The sequence below is a fragment of the Allobosea sp. FBZP-16 genome (genome assembly GCF_002831785.1).
GTDB classification, from domain to species: domain Bacteria; phylum Pseudomonadota; class Alphaproteobacteria; order Rhizobiales; family Beijerinckiaceae; genus Allobosea; species Allobosea lupini.
Genome location: NZ_LNCQ01000022.1, coordinates 607102 through 633030, shown reverse-complemented (window position 1 = coordinate 633030; position 25929 = coordinate 607102). Strand labels below are relative to the sequence as shown.

The window sequence follows — 25929 nt, the reverse complement described above, 5'->3', positions numbered from 1 at the left end:
CTTGGCGATGCGGCCGAGCCGCATCGATCCCTCATCTGACGTAGACTGTGATCTTCTGAGACATAACCGGCGGCCGGTGCGGCGTGTGGGTGTGATCGCCGAGCAGCAATTGCAGCGTATGCGTCCCCTTCGGTAGCGTGACCACCACCTCGGTCTGGCCGTTGCCGAGATGGATATTGTTGTAGTCCGACGGGATCGGCTGGTCCGGCGGGCCAGGATCGGTGTCGATCAGCAGATGATGGTGCCCCGTTCCTGGCCTGTCGATGCCGGCCGGGGCGACGCCCATCTCCTTCAGCCCGATCCGCACGGTGAAGCGCTCGGGCACGCGCAGGCCGTCTAGCGGGTAGTGGAAATAGACGAGGGCGTTGCGCGGTGCCGGCTGGCGCGGGCTGGCGGTCTGGGCCCAGAGCGTCGAAGGCGTGAGAAGAAGCGCGGCGAGCAGTGCGAGCCCGGGCCGAACAGCGGCCAGTCGCTTCGTGCCGGCAGTCATCGGCGTGCCCTCCGCTTGGCGGGAGCGCCGATATAGACGGTGATGCGCTCGGACATGATCGGCGGGTCGTGCGGGACATGCTGATCGTCGCCAAGGATGAGCTGCAGCGTATGCTCGCCCGGCGGCAGCGTGATCTTGCGTTCGGTCTGGCCGTTGCCGAGATGGATGTGGTTGAGATCGGCGGGGATCGCAGCATCGAGCGGCGGCGTCGGCACGTCGACCAGGAGATGGTGATGGCCGGTATTGGGCCTGACGACCCCGGCCGGGGCGACGCCCATATTGCGCAGGCCGAAGCGAATCGTCGAGGTCGCGAAGATGCGCGTGCCGTCGCGCGGATAGATGAAATAGACCGCCGCGTCGTTGGGCGCCGGCGTCCGGCCGGAAGCTGTGCGGGCAGGCGGTGGCGCAGCCGGCGGCGAGCTCGCGGCCGAGGCCTGCTGCACGCGCACCCTGATCTTCTGGGACATGACCGGCGGATCGTGCGGGACATGCTCATGGTCGGCGAAGAGGAGCTGGAGCGTGTGCTCGCCGGGCGGCAAGGTGAGCTCGGTTTCCGTCTGGCCGCGGCCGAAATGCAGATGGTTGAAATCGCTGGGGATCTCGCGGTCGAGCGGCGGCAGGTCGGTGTCGACGAGGAGATGGTGATGGCCGGCATTGTCCTGCCTGGTGCCGGCGGGGACGAGCCCGATGTTCTCCTGGCCGAAGCGGACGACCGAGCGTGGCGGGATGACGGCGCCGTCCTGCAGGCCGACGAAGAACACCCGGGCATTTGGAGCGGCGACCGTTCGCGGCTTCTCCTCCGGAGCGGCCATGACCTCGACGGTGATCTTCTCCGAGATCACCGGTGGATCGTGGGGCACATGATCGTGATCGGCGAAGAGAAGTTGCAGCGTGTGGCGGCCGGGCGAAAGCAGGATCTCGGCCTCGCTCTGGCCACCGCCGAAATGCAGATGGTTGAAATCGCTCGGGATCGGCTGCCCGAGCGGCGGCAATTCGGTGTCGATCAGCAGATGGTGATGTCCGGTGTTCCGTCGCGCCGTTCCGGCGGGCGCGATCTCCATGCCCGATATCGCGAAGCGGATCGTCGCCTTGCCGGGAATGCGGGCATTGTTCTGCAGATCGATGAAGGAGAGTTTCGCGCCGGCGGGGGCAGGGCTGCGCGCCCGGGCGCGCTCCTGCGCGACGCCCATGGAAATGGTCGCGGCGAAAACGGCCGTAACCCCGACAATGAGCTTAAGTCGAAGTCCCCGCATCGACGCTCTTCCTTGCGGCGCGTGACCGCCGTAAAGTTAGCAGCGGGTTGGGTGGGGAGCAAGCAAACCGCCTGTCATGACAGGCGGATAAATCTGGATTTTCACGGTCACTTTCTTTAGGGTGACGCAGGGAATGGTGCCATGATCGTAGCCGTCAGATTTTGTGCACTGATCGCTCTTCTTGCGCAGCTTGTCGCCATGCCGGCGCTTGCGCAGACGCAGGATCGCCGCGTCGCCCTGGTGATCGGCAATTCCGCCTACAAGAACGCGCCTCCCTTGCCCAATACGCCGAACGATGCCCGCGACACCGCCGAAGCGCTGCGCAAGGTCGGTTTCGAGGTGGTCGACGGCATCGATCTCGACAAGCGCGGCATGGATGCCGCCGTCTCGCGCTTTGCGCGGCTGGCGCAGGATGCCGACGCGGTGATGTTCTACTATGCCGGCCACGGCTTCCAGTTCAACGGCGAGAACTTCCTGGTTCCGGTCGAAGCCAAGATCGACGACGAGGTCTCGGTCCAGTACGAGACGGTCAAGCTCAGCGAAGTCACGACCGCGCTCGGCTTCGCCAAGGGCGTCAAGATCATGGTGCTCGACGCCTGCCGCAACAATCCCTTCCTCGCCCAATTGTCGAAGAAGTCGGCGACCCGCAGCATGTCGATCGGCACGGGCCTCGCGCCGATCGCCAAGGCGCAGGGCATGGTCACCGCCTATGCGACGCAGGCCAACGACGTCGCCGCCGATGGCGCCGGCCGCAACAGCCCGTTCACGGCGGCGCTGGTGCAGGAGATCCAGCAACCCGGCCTCGAGATCGCGACCATGTTCCGCCGCGTCCAGAAGGCCGTCTACGATTCCACCGGTGGCAAGCAGACGCCAGAACTCTCGCTCTCGCTGCTCGGCGACTTCTACCTCAACCGCGAGGAGACCGACGCCGACATCTGGAAGCGCCTGCGCAGCAGCGACAACGCCGCCGAGATCAAGGCCTTCATCCAGCGCTTCCCGACCAGCTTCTTCGCCGTCGACGCCAAGACGAGGCTAGACCTGATCGAGCGCCGTGGCCTCGGGGCTGGCGAGCGCGAGAAGCTCGAGCAGGAATTCGCGGCGAGGGAGAAGGCGCTGCTGGATCGCGTCCAGCAGGCCGAGAAGGACCGTTCCAAGGCGGCGACGGATCTCGCCGGTCGCGATGCCGGCAAGACCGCCGACACCGAGCGCGCCGTGCCGAAGCCGGGCGAGGTGCCGCCGACGAAGCAGACGGATGCGAACGAGCGCGAGCGGCTCGCCAAGGAACTGGCCAAGAAGGAGCAGGAGCTCGCTGCGCTCGAAGCCGAGAAGGCCAAGCTCTCGCAGGAGCGCGAGGAGCGCGAGAAGGCGGTGGCGACGCGGATGAATTCCGGTGGCGTGACCGAATTGCCGGCCCCGCAGAAGCCGCTGCTGCCGGCGGTTCCCAGCACGCGCCCGCAGCGGCAGGAGCCGCGCGAGGTCCAGCAGCCGCGCGTTGTCCTCGACCGCAAGTCGACCGGCATCCTGACCGGCGGCGTCGAAGCCGCTCCGGAACCGCGCAACAGCAAGCGCCGTCCGGCTGGTGGCGCAGCGACGGACTGCACCGACGCGCTGATGCGGGCCCAGCTCGGCGATGGCGGCAGCGTCCCGAAGAACTGCCGCTGACACAGGTGCGAAGCGGCCTTCGCCGTCGGCGAAGGCCAGACATCGCCTCGGACATGATGCAATTGGGGGCTTCGATGCGTCGTTCTCCGCTCGCCTGCATGGCCTTGCTGGGGCTGCTGGCCTTTCCGGCCCTGGCCCAGACGCAGCCGGCCCCGAGCCCGCCCCCGGCTGCAGCCCCGACGCCGATCCCGTTTCCGCAGGCGCTGGAGCGGGCTGCCAACGATCTCTTCTCCAAGGCGCAGATCGAGGGAGAACGCATCACGCTGGTGATCGACCCGTTGATCGACGGCATCTCCGGCGCGCAATCGACCTCGACCCGCTCGATGCAGCAGAGCCTGATCGAGCTGGTCGGCAAATCCTATCCGCGCTTCCAGGTGCAGCCGTTCTCGGCCGAGGCGCTGGCGCGCAATCCGGCGGTGCTGGTCGGGACCTTCACCGCGGTCAACAATGCCGGGGACGCGAAGGGCGCGCGCGACGCCTACCGGATCTGCCTGACGCTGCTGGACATGAAATCGAAGCGAGTGGTGTCGAAGGGCGTCGCTCGGGCGAAGCCGGATGGCATCGACGCCACGCCGACGACCTATTACCGGGATTCGCCGATGTGGTCGAAGGACCCGGCGACCGAAGTCTATATCAAGACCTGCCAGGGCACGAAGCTCGGCGACGCGATCGATCCGCTCTATGCCGAGCGCCTCAACGTCGCGGCGCTGATCAATGACGGCATCCTCGAATACGAGGCGCGGCACTATCGCGAGGCGCTCGCCTTCTACCGGACGGCGCGGGCGCTGCCGGGCGGCGACCAGCACCGAGTCCGCATCGGCGCCTACCTCGCCAGCAGCAAGCTCGGGCGCAAGGACGATGCTGTCGAAGCCTTCGGCGATCTCGTCGATAGCGGCCTTGCCGGCAACCAGCTGATGGTCAAGCTGCTGTTCCAGCCGGGCTCGACGCAGTTCATCGCCAACCCTGAGATCACCGAGCCCTATCCGATGTGGTTGAGCCAGATCGCGACCCGCGCCCAGCAGAAGGGCGCCTGCATCGAGATCGTCGGCCACACCTCCCGCACCGGCCTGCCGCAGGTCAACGAGCGGCTCTCTGTGCTGCGGGCGCAATATGTGATGGACCTGCTCCAGGCGGGGGCGCCCGACAGCCGTGGCCGGATGATCGCGAGCGGGCGCGGCTACAACGAGAACCTGGTCGGAACCGGCAAGGACGATGCCAGCGACGCGCTCGACCGCCGGGTCGAGTTCAAGGTGATCGGCTGCTGAGCGCGCCTCACAATCTACAACGATACGAACGGGATAGACGGAATTCCTCGATGAACGACATGGCCATGCAAGACTTGGCGATGAAAGACTTGGCGACGAACCCCTATGACGCGGTCGCCTATCCTGGTCACGCCTTCTCGCAGACGCATCCGGCGCATCTGGCGACGATCGCGCATATCCACGGCATGACCCCCGCGCCGACCGCGACGATGCGGGTGCTGGAGCTCGGCTGCGGCAGCGGTGGCAACCTGATCCCGATGGCGCTGCAATGCCCGGGAGCGCAGCTCGTCGGCATCGACCTGAGCGGCCGGGCGATCGCGCACGCCAAGGCGGAGGCGGCGGAGCTGGGGCTGGGCAATGTCAGCTTCGAGCAGCGCGACATCATGGCGGTGACCACGGGGCTCGGCCAGTTCGACTACATCATCGTCCACGGCGTCTATTCCTGGGTGCCGCAGCCGGTGCGCGAGCGGATCCTGGCGCTCTTCGGCGAGCTGCTGGCTCCGCAGGGCATCGCCTATGTCAGCTACAACGCGCTGCCGGGCTGCCGCCTGCGCGACCTCGCCCGCGACGTCATGCTGTTCGAGACGCGCGAGATCGACGATCCCATCGAGAAGGTCAGGGTGGCGCGGGCGGCGATCAGGCGCTTCGCCGAGGCGACCGATGCGGAGACCTTCTACGGCGTTGCGCTGCGCGAGCGGGCCAAGCAGATCGATGATATCCCCGACAATGTCCTCTACCATGACGACCTCAACCCCGGGGCGCGCGCCTTCGCCCTGCACGAGGTGCTGGCGGCGGCCGAGCCGCATGGGCTGCAATTCCTGTCCGAGACCTCTTTCCCGAACAATTTCGGCGGGGCGCGCGGGCCGGCCCAGCAGGTGTTGAATGCGATCCCGGTCTCCGAGCCGCTGCGGCAGGAGCAGGCGCTCGACCTGCTGATCGGCCGCTGCTTCCGCCAGACCCTGCTCTGCCGCGCCGATATCGCGCTGCATCGCGGCCTCGCCGGCTTCAGCTTCGCGCCCTATCGTCTCGCCGCCAATGTCCAGGAAGAGGCGGACAAGGTGGATGAGAAGCGCCCCGGCGCAGCGAGCTTCCTGTTCGCCGACGGCGTTCGCCTCGCCGTCGACCTGCCGGCGGCCAAGGCGGCACTGCGGGCGCTCGGGCGGACGTGGCCTGGCAATATCCACCATGACGAGCTGGTCACCCTGGCGCTGCAGGAGGCCGGTCCCGACCACGAGCATGAGATCGAGCGCCTGAACGAGGCGCTGACCGCGATCTACCGGGCCGGCCTCATCGAGGTCAGCCTGGAGCCGCATCGGCTGGCGACTGGGATCAGCGAGCGGCCGGTCGCAAGCCTCCTGGCGCGGCGCCAGGCGCTCGCCAGCCACGAGGTCACCGATCTGCGCCATCGGGCCGTTGCGCTGGATGGCGTGGTGGTTCGCAAATTCGTCAGCCTGCTCGACGGCACTCGCACGCCGGCAATGCTGCTCGACGCGCTCAATGCCTTCCTGGCCGAAGCGCATGCATCGGGGCACGGCGGCCCGGCTCTGCCGAAGCAGGCGACGGCGGCGGAAGTCGACATGCATTTGAGGGATGTCGCACGGCTGGCTCTGCTGGCAGGTTGAGAGCAAGGCTTGTCGAGGCCGCGCCGGCTGCGTATGGCGGGGCACGGCAGCAGCGGTAGCGAAGGATGGGGCAGCGCTTCAAGCAGTTTCAGGCCGCATTCCAGGAGGATGCCTGCCTCGAAACCATGATGCGGGCGCGGCGGGGCGGCACGACGCTCGCCTGCTCGGCCTGCGGCAAGACCTCGGCCTTCGCGCCGCGGGTGAAGCTGCGCGCGTATGCCTGCCCGCATTGCAATTTCCTGGTCTCGCCCTGCCAGGGCACGCCGCTGGAGAGCCGGCGCATCTCGCTGCAGCTCTGGTTTTTCGCGCTCAAGGCGTTGACCGAACAGGGCGCGCGCAGTGCGGCCACGACGCTGGAGCGCGATGCTGATGTCCCGGCCCAGCAGGCGCGCCGGATGGTCTCCGAATTGCAGGAGGCCGCCAGCAAGGACGGCAAGCCGCCGGACTGGCTGGTGCTGGCGCAAAGGGCTGTGGCCGGTGGCGCCAGCGCGACCAATGTTGCCGCCGGAGTGCCCTTCGCGGTTGCCGATGACGGTTCGCGGCTGCGGCTCGTCTCCCTGATCGGCGGCGGCGCGCTGGTATTGGCGATCGCCGGCGGTGTCGCGGTTGCGACGCTGAAGCCCGGTTCCACCGAGGTGACCGGCGGCTTCGAGCCGATCGAGAGCGTCGAGGCGCCAGCGCTGAAGGCGCCGACCCGGCCATCGCTGATCCTGTCCTCGGTCGAGGGCGATCTCGAGGCTGCCAGGCAGGCGACGCAGTTCGCGCTGAACGCCGATCCCTCGCTCGCGGCGATCAAGGAGCAGGTCGCGGCGGAGATGCCGAACCAGCCGGGGCTGCCGATCCCGGTGATGCCGCCGTCGAACATCATCCTGGTGCCGCCGACCTTGCCGGGCAAGCCGGGCGCACCGGCGGCGGCACCGCGCAGCCAGCTGCCGCAGGCGCCGATCAACTATACCGGCGACCCCAATCAGATCCTGACCTTCGGGCCGATCAAGATCCGCCGGCATCTGGTCGAGATGATCGTCAGGGCAGGGCGCGTCGTCGGCGCCGACCCGACCCTGCTGATGGCGGTTGCCGACAAGGAGTCCTCGTTCGCGACGGAGGTGAAGGCGAAGACCTCTTCGGCGACCGGGCTTTACCAGTTCATCGAGCAAACCTGGTTCGGCGTGATCTTCGAGTTCGGCCGCAAGCATGGACTCGTCGCCGAGGCGGCGCTGATTTCCCGCAGCGGCCGACAGTTCGTCATCGCCGACGCCAACGAACGCCAGCGCATCCTCGATCTTCGGCGCGAGCCCTATCTTTCGGCCCTGCTGGCCGGCGAGATGCTGAAGCGCGATACGCTGAGGCTGGAAAAGGCGATGGGGCGCCATCTCACCGGCGGCGAGATCTACCTGATCCATTTCCTCGGGCCGGATGCAGCGCAGACCTTCATCGAGACGATGGAGGAGACGCCCGGCGCGAGCGCCGCAGCCCTGCTGCCGAAGCCGGCCGAAGCCAACCGGCCGATCTTCTACGCCCAGGCCGGCGGCGAGACCAAGACGCTCTCGGTCTCCGAGGTGCACAAGAAGTTCGACGAGATGATCAAGGTCAGGCTCGACCGCTACAAGGTGGTGCGCGGCGGGCCGGCTACGGCTCCGGCGCGGCAGCCGCAGAAGTAGGTGCTCAAGGCGAATACCGGCCAGGCCCGGCCAAAGCGACCACGGGTGCAGCGCATTTGCCGCGATGGCAGCGATGGCCCATGATCCAGTGATCCCGAGGGCGAGGAGACGACGATGGCGAAGAACCGGTTCGAGCAGGTCGATGAGCCGCAACCCGACGCCATCACGCTGAGCCTTGGCCAGCGCGACGGCAAGACTTTCGCTCGCATCGCCTGCCCGGCGGAGCTGGCGGGAGGCCATCTCGTCAATGATTTCGTCAGCGACGAGCTCGAACCGGTCGAGGGCTTTCGCTCGGCGGTGCGCCTCGCCAACGAGATCAAGGCACCGATCGTCGTCGAGGACACAGACGGCCTCTGGCAGGACGACTGGGGCGAGCTCTACCGCGAGGACTGATGGCTGTCGTCGTTCTCGGCTCTGCGCTTCGATGCGCCCGAGCGTGACGCGTCCGACAATCACTCGATCCGGAAATACTTGATGCCGATGCCGACCTTGCCGCCGGCGCGGGCGAGGTCCTGGTGCAGCCCGGGGAAGACATCGCCGGCCGGGGCCGGGTTTGGGCCGGAAAGGCTCGGCAGCGGTGCCGGGCTCACCAAGGCCAGCACGGTCTGCGGCCGCACGGGCGCGCCTGAAGCCGCCGTCGATTCAAGCTTGAGATTGAAGCTCGCCTTGCCGCCTTCGCGGCGGGTGTAGTTGGCGAGATTGTAGACCAGTCCGTCATCGCCGATCAGCAGGATGTCGAGATTCTTGCTCGGGTCGCTTTCGACCGTGCCGGACAGCGTGTCGCCGCTCCGCATGGTGAAGGCGCCGATCTGCATGACCGGGCTGCGGTCGATGCCGCGGCCGAGCTGGCGCAGGAAGTCGACCATCGGGCATTGCGCCGTGGTGACGGTGCGCAGGCTGATCTGCGCCTCGTAGCCCTGCGCCTTCTTGAAGGCGGCATCGAAGCCGACGAAGGGCTCGGCCGTGCTGCCGAAGCCCTCGACCGTGGTGCGTTTGTCGGCGATCGCCGTCGGCCACAGGAAGAAGCAGGCGCCGCCGTCATAGTCGGCGATGTAGCGTGCCGTCCGCTCGGCGGCGGTGCGCGGCTCGGGCTCAGGTGCCGTTGAGGCTGGCGGCGGAGCGACCGGGGTCGATTTCGGGCCGGTCGTCGAGGTTGGGGTGGCCGGCGGCGGTGTCGGCGCCGGCTTCAATTCCGGTGTCACGGGCGCAGGGGATTGCGAAGACGGGGCCGGCTGCGTCGGCGCCGCCGGGATGGAAGGCGGCGGAGATTGCAGCGCGGGCGGCTCGGTCTGGGTCGCCGGCTGTGGCGACGGTGCCGGGTTGGCCGGCGGAGGCGGTGCCACGGGCGTAAGCTCCGGCACGGGGGCGCTCGATCCCGCGCTAGGCGAGGGCGCTGGGCGATCGTCGCTCAAGGCGGGCGGCGGGCTGTTCAGCGCCTGCTGGACCGGAGTGCCGCCGCCCAGCATTTTCCAGGCGAAGAACCCACCGCCTGCGAGGAGGGCGATTGCCGCAACGCCCGCGACCAGCGGCCAGGGAAAGGCGCGTCCGCCGCTTCCAGCCGAGCTCGCGCCGCCTTTCGCCTGCCAGGAGGCCACCTCGGCCATGTCGGCGGGGCGGTCCTTCGGATCGGGCGCGAGCATGCGCGCCAGCAGCGGGCGGATGCGCTTGTCGATGGCGGAGAGATCGGGAACGCGGCGGCGCTTCTCGAGTATCTGCATCTGGGTGCCGCCCATGTCGAGCGGGCGGCCGCCGAGCGCTTCGGCGAGCACCAGGCCGAGGCTGTAGATGTCGGACTTGCCGGTGACCTCGGCGCCGTAGAGGCCGAGCTGTTCGGGCGAGACATAATTGTATTTGCCGGCAAAGCCGGAGCCGATCACCGTCTTCTCGGCCAGCTTCGACTTGGCGATGCCGAAATCGATGATCTTGGCGCGCGTGACCTGGCCGCCGGGCAGGATGATGTTGTCGGGCGAGACGTCGCGATGTGTGATGCCCAGCATATGAGCGGCATGCAGGCCAGACGCGATGCGCCGGCGCAGCAGGTCGACCTGCTCGAAGGGCAGCGGTCCCTGCTTCAACAGGTCGGACAGCGACTTGCCGTCGACGAACTCCATGGCGAGATAGGTCGCCTGCGTCGCCGGGTCGACGGTGAAGACGTAATAGCGGACGATCGCCTCGTTGTAGAGGTTGTGCAGCGCCGACGCCTCGTTGCGAAAGAGAGCGATGACGTTGGCGTCCTGCGCCATGTCGGAGCGCACGATCTTGATCGCGACGGCATCGCCGGTCTGGATGGCGCGGCCCTGATAGACCTCGCCCATGCCGCCGGTGGCGATCAGGCGCTCGATCTCGTAGATGCCGTTCAGCCGCACGCCGGGCGCCAGCCCCGTGCGCGGCAGGAAGACGGTGCGGTCGGAATCGCTCATGGCGCATCGCTCCTGCGCTGGCGCATGTTCGGCACCCAGCGCGTCTTTTCGCTTCCGCCGTCGTGATGATAGCGCACCACGATCACGGTGACATTGTCGGTGGCGCCGCGCTCCAGCGTCAGCGCGAGCAGGGCGTCGCAGGCGGCCTGGGCGCCGGTCGCCGCCGTCGCGCGCAGGATCTCCTCGTCGCGGACATGGTCGGTGAGCCCGTCCGAGCAGAGCACGAAGATGTCGCCGCCTTCGAGTTCGCCATGGTCGATATCGAGCTCGGGCCGGTCATGCACGCCGATGGCGCGGGTGATGACATGGCGCCGCGGCCAGGTCCGCGCTTCTTCGATTGTAAGCAGGCCGCGCTCGATCATGTCCTGGGCTTCGGTGTGGTCGCGGGTGACCTGCGTGATCTGCCCGCTGCGGACGAGATAGACCCGGCTGTCGCCACACCAGACGCAGGCGAAATGGCGGTCATGGGCGAGCAGCACGGCGAGCGTCGCGCCCATGGTGGCGCCATCATGCTCGCGGATCTTGCGGCGCAGTTCCGCATTGGCCTCGACCACGCCGCGTTCGAGCCGGTCGAGCAGCTCGGCGGCGGAGGCGGCCGCGCCGATGGCCGACAGGCTCGCCGCCACGGTGGCGCTCGCCATGGCTCCGTTCTGATGGCCGCCCATGCCGTCGGCGACGGCCCAGAGCCCGTGTTCGGGCCGGACCACCAGGTTGTCCTCGTTATGGCTGCGCACGCGCCCGGCGTGGCTGACCGCGCCCGTCTCGAAACTGGAGCCGGTGCGGTGCTCGTTCATGCTGTCGATCCTGCGCCGAGGAAGGCGTCGAAGCGCCCGGTCAGGAGACCGGTGTAAAGATAGGGGCTGGGCAGGCCATGGCCGACCAAGGCAAGCGGCTCGAAATCGTCGCCGCCGATGGTCCAGAGATAGCTGGCATGGGCATAGGCGCGGGTATGGTCCTCGACGCGCAGCGCCGAGAGCCTGGACGGGAAGGTCGCGGAATCGAGTGCGCTGACGATGGTGCCGTCGGAAAGGCGCACCATATCGGCGGGCGGAGCGGCCTTGAGATCGTCGTTGGGCAAAGCGAGCCCACCCAGCGCATGCGAGACGGCCTCGAAGCTTGCCTCGGGTTCGAGCGCGCGCAGGAGGAAGTCCTCGGCCTGGGCGAACCATGCATCCTGCGGATCGAGCTCGGGCGGCGGGATCGCGGCGCCGGGGCCGGCGAGGGCGAAGACGGTCAGCGGGAAATAGCGGCCGATGCCGTCGACCGAGGGCATGAAGGCGCCGGCGACGGTGGTGCCGCAGAAGGCGCTGCCGAACCAGAAGCGCCAGATCGGCGCGTTGAGGAAAGCATCCTGCCAGCCGCCGCCGAGCTCGACCCGGCTGGCGGTGAGCCCGCCCTGGAGCCAGCGCTCATAGGCCGAGAGAAAGCCCGTCGGCGCATTCAGCGCGATGAAATCCCGCTTGCCCGGAAGCTTCCCGAACAACCCACACGCCATCTCAAATCCCCGCCGGACAACGGATTTCACGCAGCGCCGGTAGCACCAGCGGGTTCTTCAGCGAGCCGACGCCGAACTGGTAGCCGATCTGACGACCGCCGGCCGCGAGCGTGAAGACGACATTATCGCCCTGGCGCAGGACCGAGCCGGCATCGAGCAGGCGGAAGAAGGACCAGACGCCGGTGCGGTCGAACATCTTCACCTCGGTCGGCGCCGCCGGCGTCGGGCTGTTGGAGAAGAAGCCGCCACCGAAGATGCCACCGGCATTGTTGTTGGCCGCTGCGCCGCCGCCGATCGTCAGGGTGATCGAGGTCTTGGCGAGGCCGCCGCCCGGCCACATCACCGGCGTCGGCGTGTTGACGCCCTGCTGGCTCGCCACGGTGAAACCGTTGATCTCGAGCTTGGCGCCGGAGGCGTCGGAGGAGAGGGTGGTCGGCACCACCACCATCTGGAAGTTCGGCAGGTTGCCGCCGGTCGGGAAGAAGGCCTCGCGGATGTCGTTGGCGCGCTGAAACTCGCGCAAGGTCGTCGGCGAGAGGGCGCGGGCGACGCGGCTGTCCTGGCGCCAGCTCCAGTTCTGGCCGGACTTGTCGATATAGGGGTCGAGCCGCTCCTTCATGAACTTGTCCATCGCACCGGTTCCGGGCGCGAAGAGCTGGGCGAAGTCGGCAAGACCGATCTCGCTCGTGCTGCCCTTGGCGAAGGGATAGCGATTGGCCAGCAGGCTGGAACAGCGGCCGGTGACCTCGCTGGCCAGCGCCTGGCGCAGCAGCGAGACGGTCGCGCCGGTGGCGTCGCCCTCGAAATCGTTGACGGCTGCGACGATCATCGCGTCGAAAGGCGCCGGATAGCGCGAGGAGTTGCCGCGCAGCGAGGCGATCAGCGGCACCAGCGCGGCATTGGCCGCGGCGGCCTGCGCCGGCGTGGTCGCGGCCATTGCGAGGTTCTGGTTGATCTCGGCGAAGATCTGCAGCGCTTGGTCGACCGGCCGCTTGCCGCCATCGCCCTCGACCAGGACGTGGAAGGCCTTGAACTGCGCCTCGATATTGGCGCCGAGCGCCTCGCCGCCGCCACCGCCGGCAATGACGCGATCGACGCCGGGGGCGCTGAGCGGCAGGCTGGTGCCGAGCCGGTTCAGCGAATAGTTGGCACGCTCCTCCAGGGTCTTGGCCGCCTTGTCGGCGACCTGGCCCGCCATCTTCTCGGCAGCCTGCGCCGCAGCAGGCCGCTTCGCTGCCCGCTCCTTGGTCAGCTGCGTCTCGTCGCGGATCGATTCGAGCAGCTGCTTGAAGGGCGAGGTCGGGGCGGAGATGGCCGAAAGCGCGATGTATTTCGGCTTGTCGGCGTTGAGCGGCCGCAGCTTCAGCCGGCGCAGCGCCTTCTGCCAGGAGGCCGTGAAGTCGCGCGTGTAGAGCTTGAGCAGGTCCTGGAAGAGGCTGGCATATTGCGAGGTGATCGCTGCCTGGTCGGCATTGTCGCCGAGGACCCAGCGCTCCTTCTCGATGCGCTCGCCGATGTCGCCGAGACGGTCGACGAAAGCGCCCTGGAAGCCGTCATAGGTGTAGAAATACGGCACACGGATCGAGTCGAGATCCTCGCCGGAAACGCCCTCGAAGACAAGGCGCGCATCCGAGCCGCCGCGGATTGCCGCGACCCAGTCGCGGCTGGCGTTGCGCCCTTGCGTGCGCAGCAGTTCGTAGGCGCGCTCGGCGATGCTGAGCCGGCGCAAAGTGCGCTGGCTGCTCTCGATCAATGGCTGGTTGAGCTTGACCACCGGCTCGCCGCCGTCGTCGAGGTCGAGCAGGGCGACGAGGTGCTCCTCCAGCGCCTCGCGGCCCTTGGCGTTGGCGGCGCCTGGGAAGAGGTTCTCGGCCCAGTCCTGGCGCATCCAGGCTAGGACGAGGTCGCGGTCGAGCGGGGCACGGCCGCCGACCATCAGATACACCTTGAGCGCCTCGTAGATGAAGCCGGGATTGTTGACGTTGGCCTCGAGCTGCTCCTCGAGCCGGAAGATGATGCGCGAGCGCAGCAGCCGCTCCAGCGCCTGATGATAGCTCTCCTGCGCCGCCGATTGCAGGCGCTCGCGCTGGCTGAGGCCGAAGGTGGCAGCGACCGGCGTCGGCTCGTCCTTGTCGGCATAGCCGGCCGGCATATGGCGCAGCTTGTGCAGCAGCGGCAGGACGCGGCTGAAATTGCGGTCGGAGAGAGTGGTCTCCTGCAGCACCGGTGCGGCGCTCGACCGATAATCGGCGAGGCCGTAATTGGTCTGGTTGATCAGGTCGCTGTTGCGGGCATAGCTCGTCCACCACATGCCGCCGAGCGCGAGCGAGACCAGCGCTATCGCGCTGAAGCCGGCGACGCGCAGCAGGGTCGAGCGGCGCGCGGCACGCAGGTCGGTCGAGACCCAACCGGATTCGCCGATGATCACCTTCTGGATCAGGTCGGTGAGGAAGAAGCTCTTGCCACGGCCGGAATAGGAACCGGAATCGGCGTGGTCGCTGCCGAAATTGCGCGAGAGTGCACCGATCAGCTGGTCGATCGGCGTGCCTTCCTGGGTGCCGGAGGTGAAGTAGAAGCCGCGCAAGGTCGCGCTCGACTGATAGCGCGTCGGCTCGAAGACGCGGCCAAGGAAGTCGATGATCAAAGGCTTCAGCGTCGCCATCTGGCTCGGCAGGCCGAAGAGCTTGGCGCGCGAGGTCGGGTTGTGCTCGTCCTGCAGACGATCCGAGAGGCGCTCGTTCAGCCGCTCGATCAGCGCGTCGAATTCGGGCGGCACGTCGCCGATCATGTTGCGGGTCTTGTCGACGGTCTGGAAGGTATGGCCCCAGACCATGCGCCGCTGCGGCTCGGAGAGCGCGGCGAAGAACTCGTTGAAGCCGGCGATCAGGTCGGCCTTGGTGAAGACCGCATAGACCGGGAAATCGACCTTGAGCCGCTCGTTGAGTTCGAGCAGGCGGGCGCGGATCGCATCGCCATGGGCGACGATCTCCTCCTGCGATGAGGTCAGCAGGTCCTCGACGCTGATCGCGACGATGACGCCGTTGATCGGCTGGCGCGGCCGGTTGGTCTTGAGCAGATCGAGGAAGGCGAGCCAGCTCGTGCGCTCGGCCTTCGTATCGGTGTCCTGCGTGGTGTAGCGCCCGGCGGTGTCGATCAGCACCGCATCCTCGGCGAACCACCAGTCGCAATAGCGGGTGCCGCCGGTGCCGGCCACGGCGGCCGGTGTCTGGCCGCCGCGGGCGAGCGGGAACTTCAGCCCGGAATTGACCAGCGCCGTGGTCTTGCCGGCACCGGGCGGGCCGATGATGACGTACCAGGGCAGGTCGTAGAGATAATCGCCGCCATCCTTGCCGCGCGTGCGCCGCAGCGTCGCCAGCGCATCGCGCATGGAGGCAGCGAGCGCGGCGCCGTCACCGGTCTGGACTTCCTCCTTGGCCATCGCGTCGGAGAGCGCGGCGACGGCCCTGCGCCGCTTGATCACGATCCAGGCGCTCCAGCCGAGCGCGCCGAGCATCAGGACGAGCGCGATCGGTAGCCTGACCCAGAACGATTCGAGCGGGCGCACTTCGCCGAAGGCGACGAAGGGGCCGCCGAACCAGATCAGCAGCGTCAGCGCCAATGCGCCGACGAAGATGGCTGCGATCCTGAGCCACGTCGCGAGATTCATCGTCTACCCGTCTCCTGCATCGCCACCCGGTCCTAGCTGTTGCGCTGGATCAGGATCTCGACGCGTCGGTTCTTCGCCTTGCCGGCCGCGGTTGCGTTGGTGTCGATCGGCACGTCGGGGCCCTTGCCCTCGGTGCTGATGCGATCCGGCTGTTTCAGTCTGGTCTTCAGCAGGTCGCCGACCGCCACGGCGCGCGCCTTCGACAATTCGAGGTTGTTGGGGAAACGGGCGGTGCGGATCGGGTCGGAATCGGAGTGGCCGACGACCTTGATCGCACCGCCTTCCTCGTTGAGCACCGCGGAGATGCGCTCGATCAGCGGGCGGAACTCGTCGCGCACCACTGCCTGGCCGGGCTCGAAAAGGGTGATCCCCATCAGGCGCACGATGATCAGGTTCGGCGTCACCTGGCAGGTGATCGGCGGCTGCACGGTGGCGCAGACCTTTGGCTGCTGCGCCGGCGGGGGTGGTGGCAGAGGCGGGGGTGGCCGGGCCGCGACCCTGCGGATGATCTCGATGTCACCCTTCGGGTGCACCGAGAGCAGGGCGCTGGCCGAAGCCTCGGCATTGCCGCCGAGCAAAGCGCGGAAGATGAAATAGAGGCCGAGCACGGCGACCGCTGCGACGGCGGCGACCGACCAGACCGGGATCTTGAAGCCGGCGAGCCGGGCGGTCAGGGCCTGGCCCTGCCAGCGCGGCGACAATTCCGGTTCGGGCTGCTTCACCCGCCGCAGTGTCTCGAACAGGTTCCGCTGGATCATCTGCAGATTGGCGGCACCGCCGGCCGAGGTGCGGTGCACGCCCTCGAAGCCGAGCGCCAGGCAGACATGCATCAGCTCGAGCAGGTCGTAATTGACCGATGGATCCTTTCTGGCGCGCTCCAGCTCCTCGAAGAAGCGCACGCCGCCGGTGCGCTCGCCGAAGAAGCGCGAGAGCATGCTGTACTGCGTCCAGACATGGCGATCCTCGCCCGGGATGTTCTGGACGATGTCGTCGGCGAAGGCGCAGATGATGTATTTGGCGGTGCGCGTCTGCTCGGCGGTGAAGCCGGCCGCCCTGACCTCATGGTCGAACGCCTCGATCGTCTCGCCGACCTGGCCGATCATCTGCGTCGCCGGCGCCCTCGACAGATTGGCGCGCAGGCGCCCGAGCAGGAGCAGGAGCGGGCCGGCGGCCTTCAGCAGCGGATTGGTGTTCGGCGTGAGCATCTGCTCGCGCTTGGGCAGCGCCTGCGGCACATAGCCCTGCGGCGGGGGCGGCGGTGCGCTTTGCCGCGGTTGCGGCTGCGACATCCATTCCTCGCCGCCGGGCACGCCGGGTGAAGGAGCCGCATGGGGGTATTGCGGCGCGCCGGAGGGCGCATAAGGCGAGCCCTGCGGTAGATAGCCGGCAGGCGGAGGCGGGTAGGGCGCGTTCGCAGGCGGGTAGGGCTGCCCATGCTGCGGGTAGCCCGGGGTTGCTTCCGCCGGGCGTGAGGGCTGCGGTACGCGCCGTCCGGCCGGGTTCGGCCGGATGAAGGTCCGGTCCGAACGGCCGAACGGATCGGAGCCGTCATTGCTCATCGCCTGCCCTCGAGCACGGCCCAGAGCTCCATTTCGAGATCGGGCCAGTCACCGGAGAAATGCATACCGATCGAACTCGCCGTGCTGAATTCCGGCCAGAGCGGCGAGGTGCGGTCGAGATAGAAATAGACGTGGTCGGTCAGTGCCCGGATCTGGGGCGGCGGCGTCGGCAGGTGGACGAGATTGATGCCCGGCAGGTGGGCATGGACGATCTCGTTCATCTTGGTGTTGGGGCCGATCTTGAAGAGATGCGGGAATTGCGACTGGATCTCGGTGAGGGGCCGGCGCGCGGCCACTTCCAGGACCAGCGTCGCGTTGCGCATCAAGGCGCGGTCGCGGATCGTCGACATGAAGGCGTTCTGCGCCCGCTCGACGATCTCCAGGCGGATGGCGCGGCGGCCGAGCTGGGCCGAGAGGAAGTCCTGGATGTCGCGCACCACCGGGGTGAAGCAACCTTCCAGGTCGTCATGATCATAGGCCGGATAGTCGCGGGCGCGGCGTTCGGCGGTGGTGAAGGTCGCAAGCTCGCCGGCGATGGCGAGCAGCGTGATGAACAGGCGCTCGGGATGGACGAAACGCGAGCCGCGCATGTGCTTCAGCACCGGGATGTGCCGGTTGAGCAATTGCAGGATGAAATAGTCGGCGCTCTGCAGGCCGCCGCCGGCGGTCGGGTCGGCGGCGTAGCGGGCGAGCTCCTCGAGCTTGTTGTCGATCCAGCCGATGACGCGGTCCATCCAGCCGTCGACCACCGGATGGGCCGAGCAGAGCAGCACCGGCGGGGCGAACTTCTCGTCGAACAGGATGGCGCGGTCGCGGACTTCGAGGATGCGCCCGAGCGCCAGGCCGACATAGCCGGGCTTGCTCGTCTTGCGCAGCTCCAGGCCGAAGCGCGGATGGGCGATGTCGATCTCCTCGTCGACGCGCAGCGAGGCGGTCGAATCGATCAGCATCTCGGTCGCCGGATAGAAGCGGCTGGCCGAGCCGTTGAGGCTGTCCTCGACCTCGCGGGTGTTGGAGGCGGCGAGCGGCAGCGAGAGCCAGGCGATCTGGCCGGCGGCGTTCTCCGGTACCTCGATGGCGGGCGGCAAGGGCGAGTTGTCAGGCATGGCGAAGGGCGTGCCGTCCGGCATCACGCCGACGGCGCGCCTGAGCCCGATGCGGCTCTGCTGCGCCAGGTCGCGGTCGATCTCGAGCACCGAGAACCCCCACGGATAGGGCGTGACGTGCCGGACGCGATTCTCCAGCAGATTTTCGAGATAACGATCGTTCTGCTGCAGATGATGCGGCCGCAGGAACAAGCCTTCGGACCAGACGACCTTACTGTACCACGACATCCAGTTCTCGCTATCTCAAGGCCTATCCCGGACACTATACGGCTCGTTCCCGAGCGTCACCATTGCAATGTCATCACTGCTTTCGCCATTGCTGGATTCAGGGCGGATTTCGCGGAGGCGCTGCGAAACGATCGCAAGAGCGCGCAGATGGATGTAGCGTAAGCCGACGGGCCGTCGCCTAGTGGGGCAGCAGGATGAACCAGAACCAGGCGCCAGATTACGACCGCAGCGGCCGTTTCCCGATCGACGAGGATGGCTGGCAGGTCGTCGATCTCAACCGGATGCTCTATCCGGGCGGCCCGCATGCGCTGCGGGTCCATGCGCCGGGGCTTCCTGCCTTCCATTTCGGCTGGCGGTTTGCGAACAGCAGCCCGGCTCCGACCGACAACCGCATCGTCGCTTCGCATATCGGCGCCAAACTCGGCGGGTCGCCACTGCCGCCGGTGAACTTCAGCCCGGCCATGCTTGCGCGGATCCAGGAACGCTTGCGCATCTACGCCATGCTCCATCCGCTGCCGCTGTTCGGGGAGAGGATCAGCGGCGTCGATTTCGTCGTCGAGGATCCGATGGTCGAGATCTTCTGACATGGCCAAGCTCAGCCCAGCGGATGCGATTGCGCAGATCAAGCCGGGAGCGACCCTGGACGAGCTGCGTGCCTTGGCGCGTCAGGTCTCGGCCGCGCCCGCAGGCCCCGATGTCATCCTCTATTCCGCCGTCTCCGATGCGGCCAAGCGAGCCTGTCAGGCAAGCACCGGCTATGCGCTGATCGACGATACCGAGCGCGCCACCTTCCTGTCGGACGGCGATTTCCTGCTGGCGGTCGCGCGTGCGGCAGGAATCACCGAGCCCAATCCGAAGCGCGCGGTCGACAATCTGATGCAAGGCGGCCGCCTGCCGGATGGGCATCCCGACAAGGCCGCGGCGATCATCGGTAACGCCGCCATGTTCGGTGTCGAGAGCGACGCGGCGGCGCTGCAGAGCTCGTTCTGGGGCGAGGCTTCGCGCGAATTCGCCGAGGGCGCGTCCGGGCATGTCGTCCTGCTGCTGGGGCGCCCCGTCCAGAAGGTGTTCTGGGCTGTTGAGCTCCCGGCCCTTCAGGCTGCCTGCGCTGCCGGCAAGCTGCCGGGTTCCACGATCAACGGCATCCCGATCGCGTCGCTGCCGCCCAATCCGAGCGTGGCGCTCAGCACGCTTTGGCCCTCCGCCGAGGCGCGTGCAAAAGTCTTCACGCCGCCGGCGCCACCCTCCGCATCCGCGCCGGGTGGAGGCGGCGGCGGGGGAGGTGGAGGAGGCGGAGCCGGTCGGCCCGCCGCCCGCGTTCTCGACCCCGTTATCCATCCGCTGCCCGGCATGCTGAGCATCGGCCCTGGTAGCCCCAATGTGATCATCGGCAAGAAGCTCGCCTGGCGCGGCGTGCCGGCCGGTGCCGCCGCGGCGATCCAGGCGGCCAAGACCATTTCGGACACGACGATCCAGGTTGCGGAGGCGGCGACGCTCGCCGGGGCGGGCACGCCTGCGGCACCCGGCCTGAAAGCAGCCGAAGAAGCGACCAAAGCGGCTGCTGCCAGCACCATGGGCTCGATGATCTCCGGCGCCGCCGGCGGGGCCGATATTCATACCTGCGCCACGCCGCTGCCGATCCCCCCGCACGGGCCGGGCGTCGTCATCGACGGCTCCCAGACCGTGCTGGTCAACGGCCTGCCGCTTTGCCGCATGGGCGACACGATCATCGAGGCGGTCGGGCCGCCGAACAAGATCGCCATGGGCGAGCCGACCGTGCTGATCGGCGGCTGAGATGGGGCGTCGCCGTTCTCCCGACCGTGCCGTGGCAGCGCAGGAGCGTTTCCGCCTGCTCCGGGTCCAGCGCTTCTCCTCCGACACCGAGAAGGCGCTCTGGCATGGGCGCTCGCGCAACACCCGTGTCGCCAAGGTGCTCGTCTACATGGCGGCGATCCGGATGCCGGACCGGCCGGGATTGCCGCTGACGGCCAATCCGAACGTGACCTGCAAGGGCGCGGAGCAGCAGTTCTTCAGCGCGTCGGGCGAGAACCAGGCGGCGCATCTGCTGCCAGGGCAGATCCTGATCGACAACACCTATCCCTGGCTCTTCCTTCAGGGCGAGCCGGCACGGCTGCTGCAGAACGAGTTCGCCTATGTCGATCCGATCCACGCCAACTATAACGCGGCCGACCGGCTGGCCGAGCGCAACGGCATGGTCGAGGCCTTCGCCGCCGCCTGCCGTGCCGTGCTGACCGGCACGGGCGATCCCGAGCGCGACGTCTCCAACGCCTATCATCGTGCCTGGGTGCCAGGCGCGCTCGCCGCGATCGCCGCCGCCGAGAACGAATTGCGCACCGAGCCGCTGCCGCCGCCTCTGACCTACGGCACCGGCCCCGAGGACTACGGCATGATCCTCAATCTCGAGGAACGCGGCCAGGCGATGAACGACGAGGACACCTGGAACAGTTTCGAGCAGCTGAGCATGCTCGACTATTATCGCGTCGCCTTCGACGAGATGCCGCGCGAGATCGAGCCCCGGGCCATCGTCGCGGCGTTGAATGCGCTGGTGAACTGACGGCTGTGCGGGCTCAGGACCGGGTGTGCTGTGCGGCCGACGGCGCCGTCGCGACGAGCAACCCGGCCGCGACGATCACCGCGATCCCGGCCCAGGTCATCGGCGATGGCAGGTCGCCGAACAGGACAAAGCCGAGGGCTGTCGCGCCGATCAGTTCGAGATAGACGAAGGGCGAGAGCGTCGCGACCGGCGCCAGGCGGAAGGCGCTGATCGTCATCAGGTTGCTCAGCGTCGAGACCAGGCCCATCAGCAGGATCAGCAGCAGGCCCTCGCGCGTCGGCGTCGTCCATTGCAGCACCGCCAAAGGCATCAGCATCAGGATCCCGAGCACGAGCTGGATCGTCAGTGTCGAAACTGGCGATCTCCCCTGTGCCGTCGCCCGCGTCAGCACGAGGTAGCAGGCCATGCAGACGCCGGAAGCGAGCGCGATCAGTGTGTCGGTGCTGGTCTCGGCACCGGGACGTACGACTAAAATGGCGCCGACAAAGCCGAGCGCGACCGCAAGCAGCCTGCGCCGATCGAGCCGCTCGCGCAGTGCGATCGTAGCGAGCAGCGTCGCTGCAATCGGCGCGATGAAATAGGCGCCGAGCGCATCGGCAAGTGGAATGCGCGCGATCGCGACGAAATAGAGCGTCATCGCCGCGACCAGGAAAGCGGTGCGCACGACCTGGGCGAGCCAGTATCGGCCACGCGATGCCGGGGCGTGCTCCAGTTCCCGCGCTCGCCCACGCTGGAGCAAGGCGACCGGCAGGATGAAGCCGAGCGCAGCGACATAGCGCACCCAGCTCAGGAAGGCCGGTGAATGGGCGCCGCTGAGATATTTGGCGATGGCGTCGGAGCTCGGGATGATCAGCATCGCGATCGCCATGAGCACGACGCCGAGCGTTTCACTGCGCGGTTCGCGATGCGCCTGATCGGGGGGCGTAGCCATGCCGCGACGCTATCTGATTCTGGCATCGCAACAGCGTCGCCGTTAACGTTTCGGCAGTCACGGTAAATCCGGGTTAACTGTCCGAGGCGTCTTCCGGCATCAGCTGACCTTGCGATATTGACGTGAACAAAGAGGGAATTAAACTGAACATATAGAGAACATAGGAGATCGGACATGCTGATTGCCCGCAAGCTGATGGCCGGAGCCGTGGAGTTTCTGGCGCTCGCTCTCTTCGTCGGAATGATCTGGGTCTGGGCCGCGCTGGCCTCCGCTCCGCACGTCTGAGTGGGCTCGGAAGCCGTAATCGAATGCCATGCGCGGACGTGTCCACAGCCTGGCGGATGGATCGGCTCGACCGCGGAGGGGTGGCGCGCAATAACCGGTTCTGAGCATGCTCTTGGGATCAAGAATCGGTGCAGGTCCTCTCACTCGGCCCATTGGTCGAGCGGGCGGCGCGCCGGAGGGCGCGATGACCGACCGCAAAGACGATACACAGGTTCAGGACGAGGTCGGCTTCGTCCACCTCCATGTCCATTCGAGCTATTCGCTGCTCGAAGGCGCGATCCAGGTCGGCGCGCTCGCCAAGCTCGCCGCCGGCGACGGCCAGCCGGCCATGGCGCTGACCGACACCAACAACCTGTTCGGCGCGCTCGAATTCTCGGAGAAGCTGGCGAGCTCCGGCATCCAGCCGATCGCAGGCGTGCAGCTCTCGGTCGATTTCGCCGATGAGGATACCGGCGGGCGCAAGCCTGTGCAGAGCGTAACGCCACATGTCGTCCTGCTCGCGACCAGCGAAGCCGGCTATGGCAACCTGATGAAGCTGGTGACGGAAGCCTGTCTCGCTGCGGCCGGCAGCAGTCCGGTCGCGAGCATCGAGCATCTTTGTGCCTATCATGCCGATATCATCGCGCTGACCGGCGGCGCGGGCGGGCCGCTCGACCTCGCCTTGCGCGCCGGCCAGCCGGCTCAGGCCGATGCCCGCTTGCGGCGCCTCGCGGCCATCTTCGGCGACCGGCTCTATGTCGAGATCCAGCGCCATGAACGCGAGGACGGGCCGGCGGTCGAGGCCGGTCTGCTCCGGCTCGCCTATGACAACGATCTGCCGATCGTCGCGACCAACGAGCCCTTCTTCGGCAAGCCGGCCGATTTCGAGGCGCATGACGCGCTGCTCGCGGTGGCTGCGGGCCGGCTGCTCTCCGATGGCGAACGCCGGCGGGTATCGCCGGCGCACTTCTTCGCCAGCCGCGAGGAGATGAAGCGCCGCTTCGCCGACCTGCCGGAGGCGCTGGCCTCGACCGTCGAGATCGCCCGGCGCTGCTCCTGGCGCGTCGGCACGCGCAAGCCGATCCTGCCACGCTTCGGCGAGGAGGGGCGTGACGAGGCCGACGAACTGGAGGCGCAGGCGAAGGCCGGGCTGGAGGCGCGGCTGGCCAAACATGGACCGGCCGAGGGTTTCTCCGTCGAAGACTATGAGAAGCGTCTCGCTTTCGAGCTTTCAATTATTACCCGGATGAAATTCCCGGGCTATTTCCTCATCGTCGCCGACTTCATCAAATGGGCCAAGGATCATAATATCCCGGTCGGACCGGGCCGCGGTTCGGGCGCAGGCTCGCTCGTCGCCTATGCCCTGACCATCACCGACGTCGACCCGCTGCGCTTCGGCCTGCTGTTCGAGCGCTTCCTCAATCCCGACCGCGTCTCGATGCCGGACTTCGACATCGACTTCTGCCAGTATCGGCGCGAAGAGGTGATCGAGTACGTCAAGCATCGCTATGGCGAGGAGCGCGTCGCCCAGATCATCACCTTCGGCACCTTGCAGGCGCGCGGCGTGCTGCGCGACGTCGGCCGCGTGCTGGAGATGCCCTACGGCCAGGTCGACAAGCTGACCAAGCTGGTACCGCAGAATCCGGCCAAGCCGATCACGCTGCCGGAAGCCATCGCCGGCGAGCCGAAGCTGCAGGAGGCGGCGGCCGAGGAGCCGGTCGTCGGTCGTCTGCTCGAAATCGCCCAGAAGCTCGAAGGCCTGCACCGTCACGCCTCGACCCACGCCGCCGGCGTCGTCATCGGCGACCGGCCGCTGGAGCAGCTCGTCGCGCTCTCGGTCGATCCGCGCACCGGCATGCGCGTCACCCAGTTCAACATGAAATGGGTCGAGCAGGCCGGGCTGGTGAAGTTCGACTTCCTCGGCCTGAAGACGCTGACGACGCTGACCATCGCGGTGCAGCTCATCGCCCAGCGCGGCATTTCGGTCGATCTGGCGCAATTGCCCTTCGACGACCCGAAGACCTACGAGATGCTGGCCCGCGGCGAGACGGTCGGCGTGTTCCAGGTGGAATCGGTCGGCATGCGCAAGGCCCTGGTCGAGATGAAGGCCGACCGGATCGAGGACCTGATCGCGCTGGTGGCGCTCTATCGCCCCGGTCCGATGGACAACATCCCGACCTATTGCCGCCGCAAGCTCGGGCTGGAGGAGCCGACCTATCTCCATCCCGGCATGGAGCCGTTCCTGTCCGAGACGCATGGCATCATCGTCTACCAGGAACAGGTGATGCAGGTGGCGCAGGCGCTGTCGGGCTATTCGCTCGGCGAAGCGGACCTGTTGCGCCGCGCCATGGGCAAGAAGATCAAGGCCGAGATGGACGCCCAGCGTGACCGCTTCGTGAAGGGCGCGATCGAAGGTGGGCTGAAGCAGGACGTCGCGTCCGAGATATTCGACCTGCTGGCGAAGTTCGCCGACTACGGCTTCAACAAGAGCCACGCGGCGGCCTATGCCGTCGTCGCCTTCCAGACCGCGTATCTGAAGGCCAACTACCCTGTAGAGTTCCTCGCTGCATCGATGACGCTCGACATCGGCAATACCGACAAGCTCTCGGAATTCCGGCGCGATGCGGAGCGTCTCGGCATCAAGGTCGAACGGCCCTCGATCAACCGCTCCGGCGTCGATTTTGACGTTGCCGATGGGGCGATCCGCTATGCGCTCGGCGCCATCAAGGGCGTCGGCCGCGCCGCGGTGGAATCGATCGTTGCGGCGCGCGCCAAGGATGGCCCGTTCCGCGACCTTGCCGATCTCGCTCGCCGGATCGATACGCGCCTGGTCAACCGCCGTACGATCGAGGCGCTGATCTCGGCCGGTACGCTCGACGAGATCGAGCCGGAGCGGGCGAAGGCGATGGCGGCGGTCGACGGCATGCTGGCGCTCTCGAACCGCATTCGCGACGAGGCCGCAGCCGGGCAGCTCGATATGCTCGGCAGCAGCGGGAACTCGGAAGCCTTCCGCATCCCGCCCTTCGAGCCCTGGGCCCCGGCCGAGCGACTGAAGCGCGAGCACGAAGCGGTCGGTTTCTTTCTCTCCGGCCACCCGCTCGACGAATACGAGCATGTGCTCAAGCGCCTGCGGGTGCAGAGCTATGCCGACTTCGCCCGCAATGTGCGCGCCAGCGGCACCTCGATCGCCAAGGTTGCGGCCTCCGTCATCGACCGGTCGGAGCGGCGGACCAAGTCCGGCAACAAGATGGGCATCGTCCAGCTCTCCGATCCGACCGGCCAGTTCGAGGCAATCCTGTTCTCGGAAGGGCTGCAGCGCTATCGCGAGCTGCTCGAGCCGGGCGCAGCGCTGGTGATCCGGCTCTCGGCTGTGCTCGACGGCGAAGAGGTCAGGCCTCGCATCGAGGATGTGGAGCGGCTTGATGATCTCGCCGGCCGGCAGAAGCAGGACCTCTGCATCTTCCTGCGCGACGACAAGGCGCTGTCCTCGATCGCCGAGCGGGTGAAGCCCCGCGACGGCGTCCGCTCCGATGGCAAGATTTCGCTGGTGATGATCCTCGACGACGGCGCCCAGGAGATCGAGATCGAGTTGCCGGGGCGCTATCCCGTCAACCAGCAGCTCGCCAATGCCGTGCGCGCCGCGCCGGGGGTGGTGAACGTCGAACTGCGCTGACCGGCCTCGTCAGCGCAGAGCCTTGCGCTGCCGGCGGCCAAGGCATCACAGTGCACGCGAG

At 67.5% G+C, this 25929-nt stretch carries 18 protein-coding genes; 9 read left to right on the top strand and 9 right to left on the bottom strand.

What is annotated here, in order from left to right:
- Positions 1-31: 31 nt before the first annotated feature.
- Together CXY91_RS09250 and CXY91_RS09245 are read right to left on the bottom strand one after the other, a co-directional pair.
- Positions 32-490 (bottom strand): DUF4399 domain-containing protein, encoded by a 459-nt coding sequence (locus CXY91_RS09250; RefSeq protein WP_100960597.1) that lies wholly within the window; start codon positions 488-490, stop codon positions 32-34.
- On the bottom strand, positions 487-1743 hold the full coding sequence (locus CXY91_RS09245) for a DUF4399 domain-containing protein (protein WP_100960595.1): 1257 nt from the start codon (positions 1741-1743) through the stop codon (positions 487-489). Before CXY91_RS09245 ends, CXY91_RS09250 begins: the two co-directional genes overlap by 4 nt.
- Positions 1744-1884: 141 nt before the next feature.
- Here CXY91_RS09245 and CXY91_RS09240 point away from each other — a divergent pair, with 141 nt between their 5' ends.
- The 5 genes from CXY91_RS09240 (at position 1885) to CXY91_RS09220 (ending at position 8343) form a co-directional block, all read left to right on the top strand.
- A complete protein-coding gene (locus CXY91_RS09240; protein ID WP_100960593.1) occupies positions 1885-3405 on the top strand; it encodes a caspase family protein in 1521 nt (506 codons plus the stop codon).
- 74 nt (positions 3406-3479) lie between these two features.
- On the top strand, positions 3480-4670 hold the full coding sequence (locus CXY91_RS09235) for an OmpA family protein (RefSeq protein ID WP_100960591.1): 1191 nt from the start codon (positions 3480-3482) through the stop codon (positions 4668-4670).
- 50 nt (positions 4671-4720) lie between these two features.
- On the top strand, positions 4721-6292 hold the full coding sequence (locus tag CXY91_RS09230; protein WP_100960589.1) for a methyltransferase domain-containing protein: 1572 nt from the start codon (positions 4721-4723) through the stop codon (positions 6290-6292).
- A 65-nt stretch (positions 6293-6357) separates the two neighbouring features.
- Positions 6358-7950 carry a transglycosylase SLT domain-containing protein gene (locus CXY91_RS31230; RefSeq protein ID WP_100960587.1) on the top strand — a complete coding sequence of 531 codons (1593 nt, stop codon included), beginning with the start codon at positions 6358-6360 and terminating at the stop codon, positions 7948-7950.
- A 114-nt stretch (positions 7951-8064) separates the two neighbouring features.
- Complete coding sequence (locus CXY91_RS09220; protein WP_091828699.1) at positions 8065-8343, top strand: hypothetical protein; 279 nt, start codon at positions 8065-8067, stop codon at positions 8341-8343.
- A 59-nt stretch (positions 8344-8402) separates the two neighbouring features.
- Here CXY91_RS09220 and CXY91_RS30545 read toward each other — a convergent pair whose 3' ends face one another.
- Genes CXY91_RS30545 through tssK form a run of 6 tightly spaced genes read right to left on the bottom strand, consistent with a single transcriptional unit; the run spans position 8403 to position 18425 of the window.
- Complete coding sequence (locus CXY91_RS30545; RefSeq protein WP_199777383.1) at positions 8403-10370, bottom strand: serine/threonine-protein kinase; 1968 nt, start codon at positions 10368-10370, stop codon at positions 8403-8405.
- Positions 10367-11164: a PP2C family protein-serine/threonine phosphatase gene (locus CXY91_RS09210; protein WP_100960585.1), complete on the bottom strand. Its 798-nt coding sequence runs from the start codon at positions 11162-11164 to the stop codon at positions 10367-10369. Before CXY91_RS09210 ends, CXY91_RS30545 begins: the two co-directional genes overlap by 4 nt.
- On the bottom strand, positions 11161-11853 hold the full coding sequence (gene tagF, locus CXY91_RS09205; RefSeq protein WP_248307411.1) for a type VI secretion system-associated protein TagF: 693 nt from the start codon (positions 11851-11853) through the stop codon (positions 11161-11163). The genes CXY91_RS09210 and tagF overlap by 4 nt, the downstream gene beginning before the upstream one ends.
- Positions 11854-11866: 13 nt before the next feature.
- Positions 11867-15532 carry a type VI secretion system membrane subunit TssM gene (tssM, locus tag CXY91_RS09200; RefSeq protein WP_100960570.1) on the bottom strand — a complete coding sequence of 1222 codons (3666 nt, stop codon included), beginning with the start codon at positions 15530-15532 and terminating at the stop codon, positions 11867-11869.
- Positions 15533-15564: 32 nt separating this feature from the next.
- Positions 15565-17091, bottom strand: a complete 1527-nt coding sequence (gene icmH / locus CXY91_RS09195) for a type IVB secretion system protein IcmH/DotU (RefSeq protein ID WP_100960568.1) — start codon at positions 17089-17091, stop codon at positions 15565-15567.
- Positions 17088-18425, bottom strand: a complete 1338-nt coding sequence (gene tssK, locus CXY91_RS09190; RefSeq protein WP_091828709.1) for a type VI secretion system baseplate subunit TssK — start codon at positions 18423-18425, stop codon at positions 17088-17090. Before tssK ends, icmH begins: the two co-directional genes overlap by 4 nt.
- A 194-nt stretch (positions 18426-18619) precedes the next feature.
- On the opposite strand from tssK, the gene CXY91_RS09185 reads away from it, so the two are divergent.
- The 3 genes from CXY91_RS09185 to CXY91_RS09175 are packed head-to-tail and all read left to right on the top strand — an operon-like array spanning position 18620 to position 21000.
- On the top strand, positions 18620-19009 hold the full coding sequence (locus tag CXY91_RS09185; protein WP_100960566.1) for a hypothetical protein: 390 nt from the start codon (positions 18620-18622) through the stop codon (positions 19007-19009).
- Between the two features lies 1 nt (position 19010).
- Positions 19011-20219, top strand: a complete 1209-nt coding sequence (locus CXY91_RS30855) for a PAAR domain-containing protein (protein WP_248307410.1) — start codon at positions 19011-19013, stop codon at positions 20217-20219.
- Between the two features lies 1 nt (position 20220).
- Complete coding sequence (locus CXY91_RS09175) at positions 20221-21000, top strand: hypothetical protein (RefSeq protein ID WP_143079621.1); 780 nt, start codon at positions 20221-20223, stop codon at positions 20998-21000.
- 13 nt (positions 21001-21013) lie between these two features.
- On the opposite strand, the gene CXY91_RS09170 is transcribed toward CXY91_RS09175, so the two are convergent.
- A complete protein-coding gene (locus CXY91_RS09170; RefSeq protein ID WP_100960564.1) occupies positions 21014-21931 on the bottom strand; it encodes a DMT family transporter in 918 nt (305 codons plus the stop codon).
- A 469-nt stretch (positions 21932-22400) separates the two neighbouring features.
- Between CXY91_RS09170 and dnaE the strand changes: the two genes are divergently transcribed.
- Entirely contained in the window at positions 22401-25868 is a 3468-nt protein-coding gene (gene dnaE / locus CXY91_RS09165) for a DNA polymerase III subunit alpha (RefSeq protein ID WP_100960562.1), read from the top strand.
- Positions 25869-25929: the final 61 nt, after the last annotated feature.

Excerpts from the sequence above, each read along its gene's own strand:
- CXY91_RS09250 (WP_100960597.1), bottom strand. The coding sequence starts at position 490 with ATGACTGCCGGCACGAAGCGACTGGCCGCTGTTCGGCCCGGGCTCGCA.
- CXY91_RS09245 (WP_100960595.1), bottom strand. The coding sequence starts at position 1,743 with ATGCGGGGACTTCGACTTAAGCTCATTGTCGGGGTTACGGCCGTTTTC.
- CXY91_RS09240 (WP_100960593.1), top strand. The coding sequence starts at position 1,885 with ATGATCGTAGCCGTCAGATTTTGTGCACTGATCGCTCTTCTTGCGCAG.
- CXY91_RS09235 (WP_100960591.1), top strand. The coding sequence starts at position 3,480 with ATGCGTCGTTCTCCGCTCGCCTGCATGGCCTTGCTGGGGCTGCTGGCC.
- CXY91_RS09230 (WP_100960589.1), top strand. The coding sequence starts at position 4,721 with ATGAACGACATGGCCATGCAAGACTTGGCGATGAAAGACTTGGCGACG.
- CXY91_RS31230 (WP_100960587.1), top strand. The coding sequence starts at position 6,358 with ATGGGGCAGCGCTTCAAGCAGTTTCAGGCCGCATTCCAGGAGGATGCC.
- CXY91_RS09220 (WP_091828699.1), top strand. The coding sequence starts at position 8,065 with ATGGCGAAGAACCGGTTCGAGCAGGTCGATGAGCCGCAACCCGACGCC.
- CXY91_RS30545 (WP_199777383.1), bottom strand. The coding sequence starts at position 10,370 with ATGAGCGATTCCGACCGCACCGTCTTCCTGCCGCGCACGGGGCTGGCG.
- CXY91_RS09210 (WP_100960585.1), bottom strand. The coding sequence starts at position 11,164 with ATGAACGAGCACCGCACCGGCTCCAGTTTCGAGACGGGCGCGGTCAGC.
- tssM (WP_100960570.1), bottom strand. The coding sequence starts at position 15,532 with ATGAATCTCGCGACGTGGCTCAGGATCGCAGCCATCTTCGTCGGCGCA.
- icmH (WP_100960568.1), bottom strand. The coding sequence starts at position 17,091 with ATGAGCAATGACGGCTCCGATCCGTTCGGCCGTTCGGACCGGACCTTC.
- tssK (WP_091828709.1), bottom strand. The coding sequence starts at position 18,425 with ATGTCGTGGTACAGTAAGGTCGTCTGGTCCGAAGGCTTGTTCCTGCGG.
- CXY91_RS09185 (WP_100960566.1), top strand. The coding sequence starts at position 18,620 with ATGAACCAGAACCAGGCGCCAGATTACGACCGCAGCGGCCGTTTCCCG.
- CXY91_RS30855 (WP_248307410.1), top strand. The coding sequence starts at position 19,011 with ATGGCCAAGCTCAGCCCAGCGGATGCGATTGCGCAGATCAAGCCGGGA.
- CXY91_RS09175 (WP_143079621.1), top strand. The coding sequence starts at position 20,221 with ATGGGGCGTCGCCGTTCTCCCGACCGTGCCGTGGCAGCGCAGGAGCGT.
- CXY91_RS09170 (WP_100960564.1), bottom strand. The coding sequence starts at position 21,931 with ATGGCTACGCCCCCCGATCAGGCGCATCGCGAACCGCGCAGTGAAACG.
- dnaE (WP_100960562.1), top strand. The coding sequence starts at position 22,401 with ATGACCGACCGCAAAGACGATACACAGGTTCAGGACGAGGTCGGCTTC.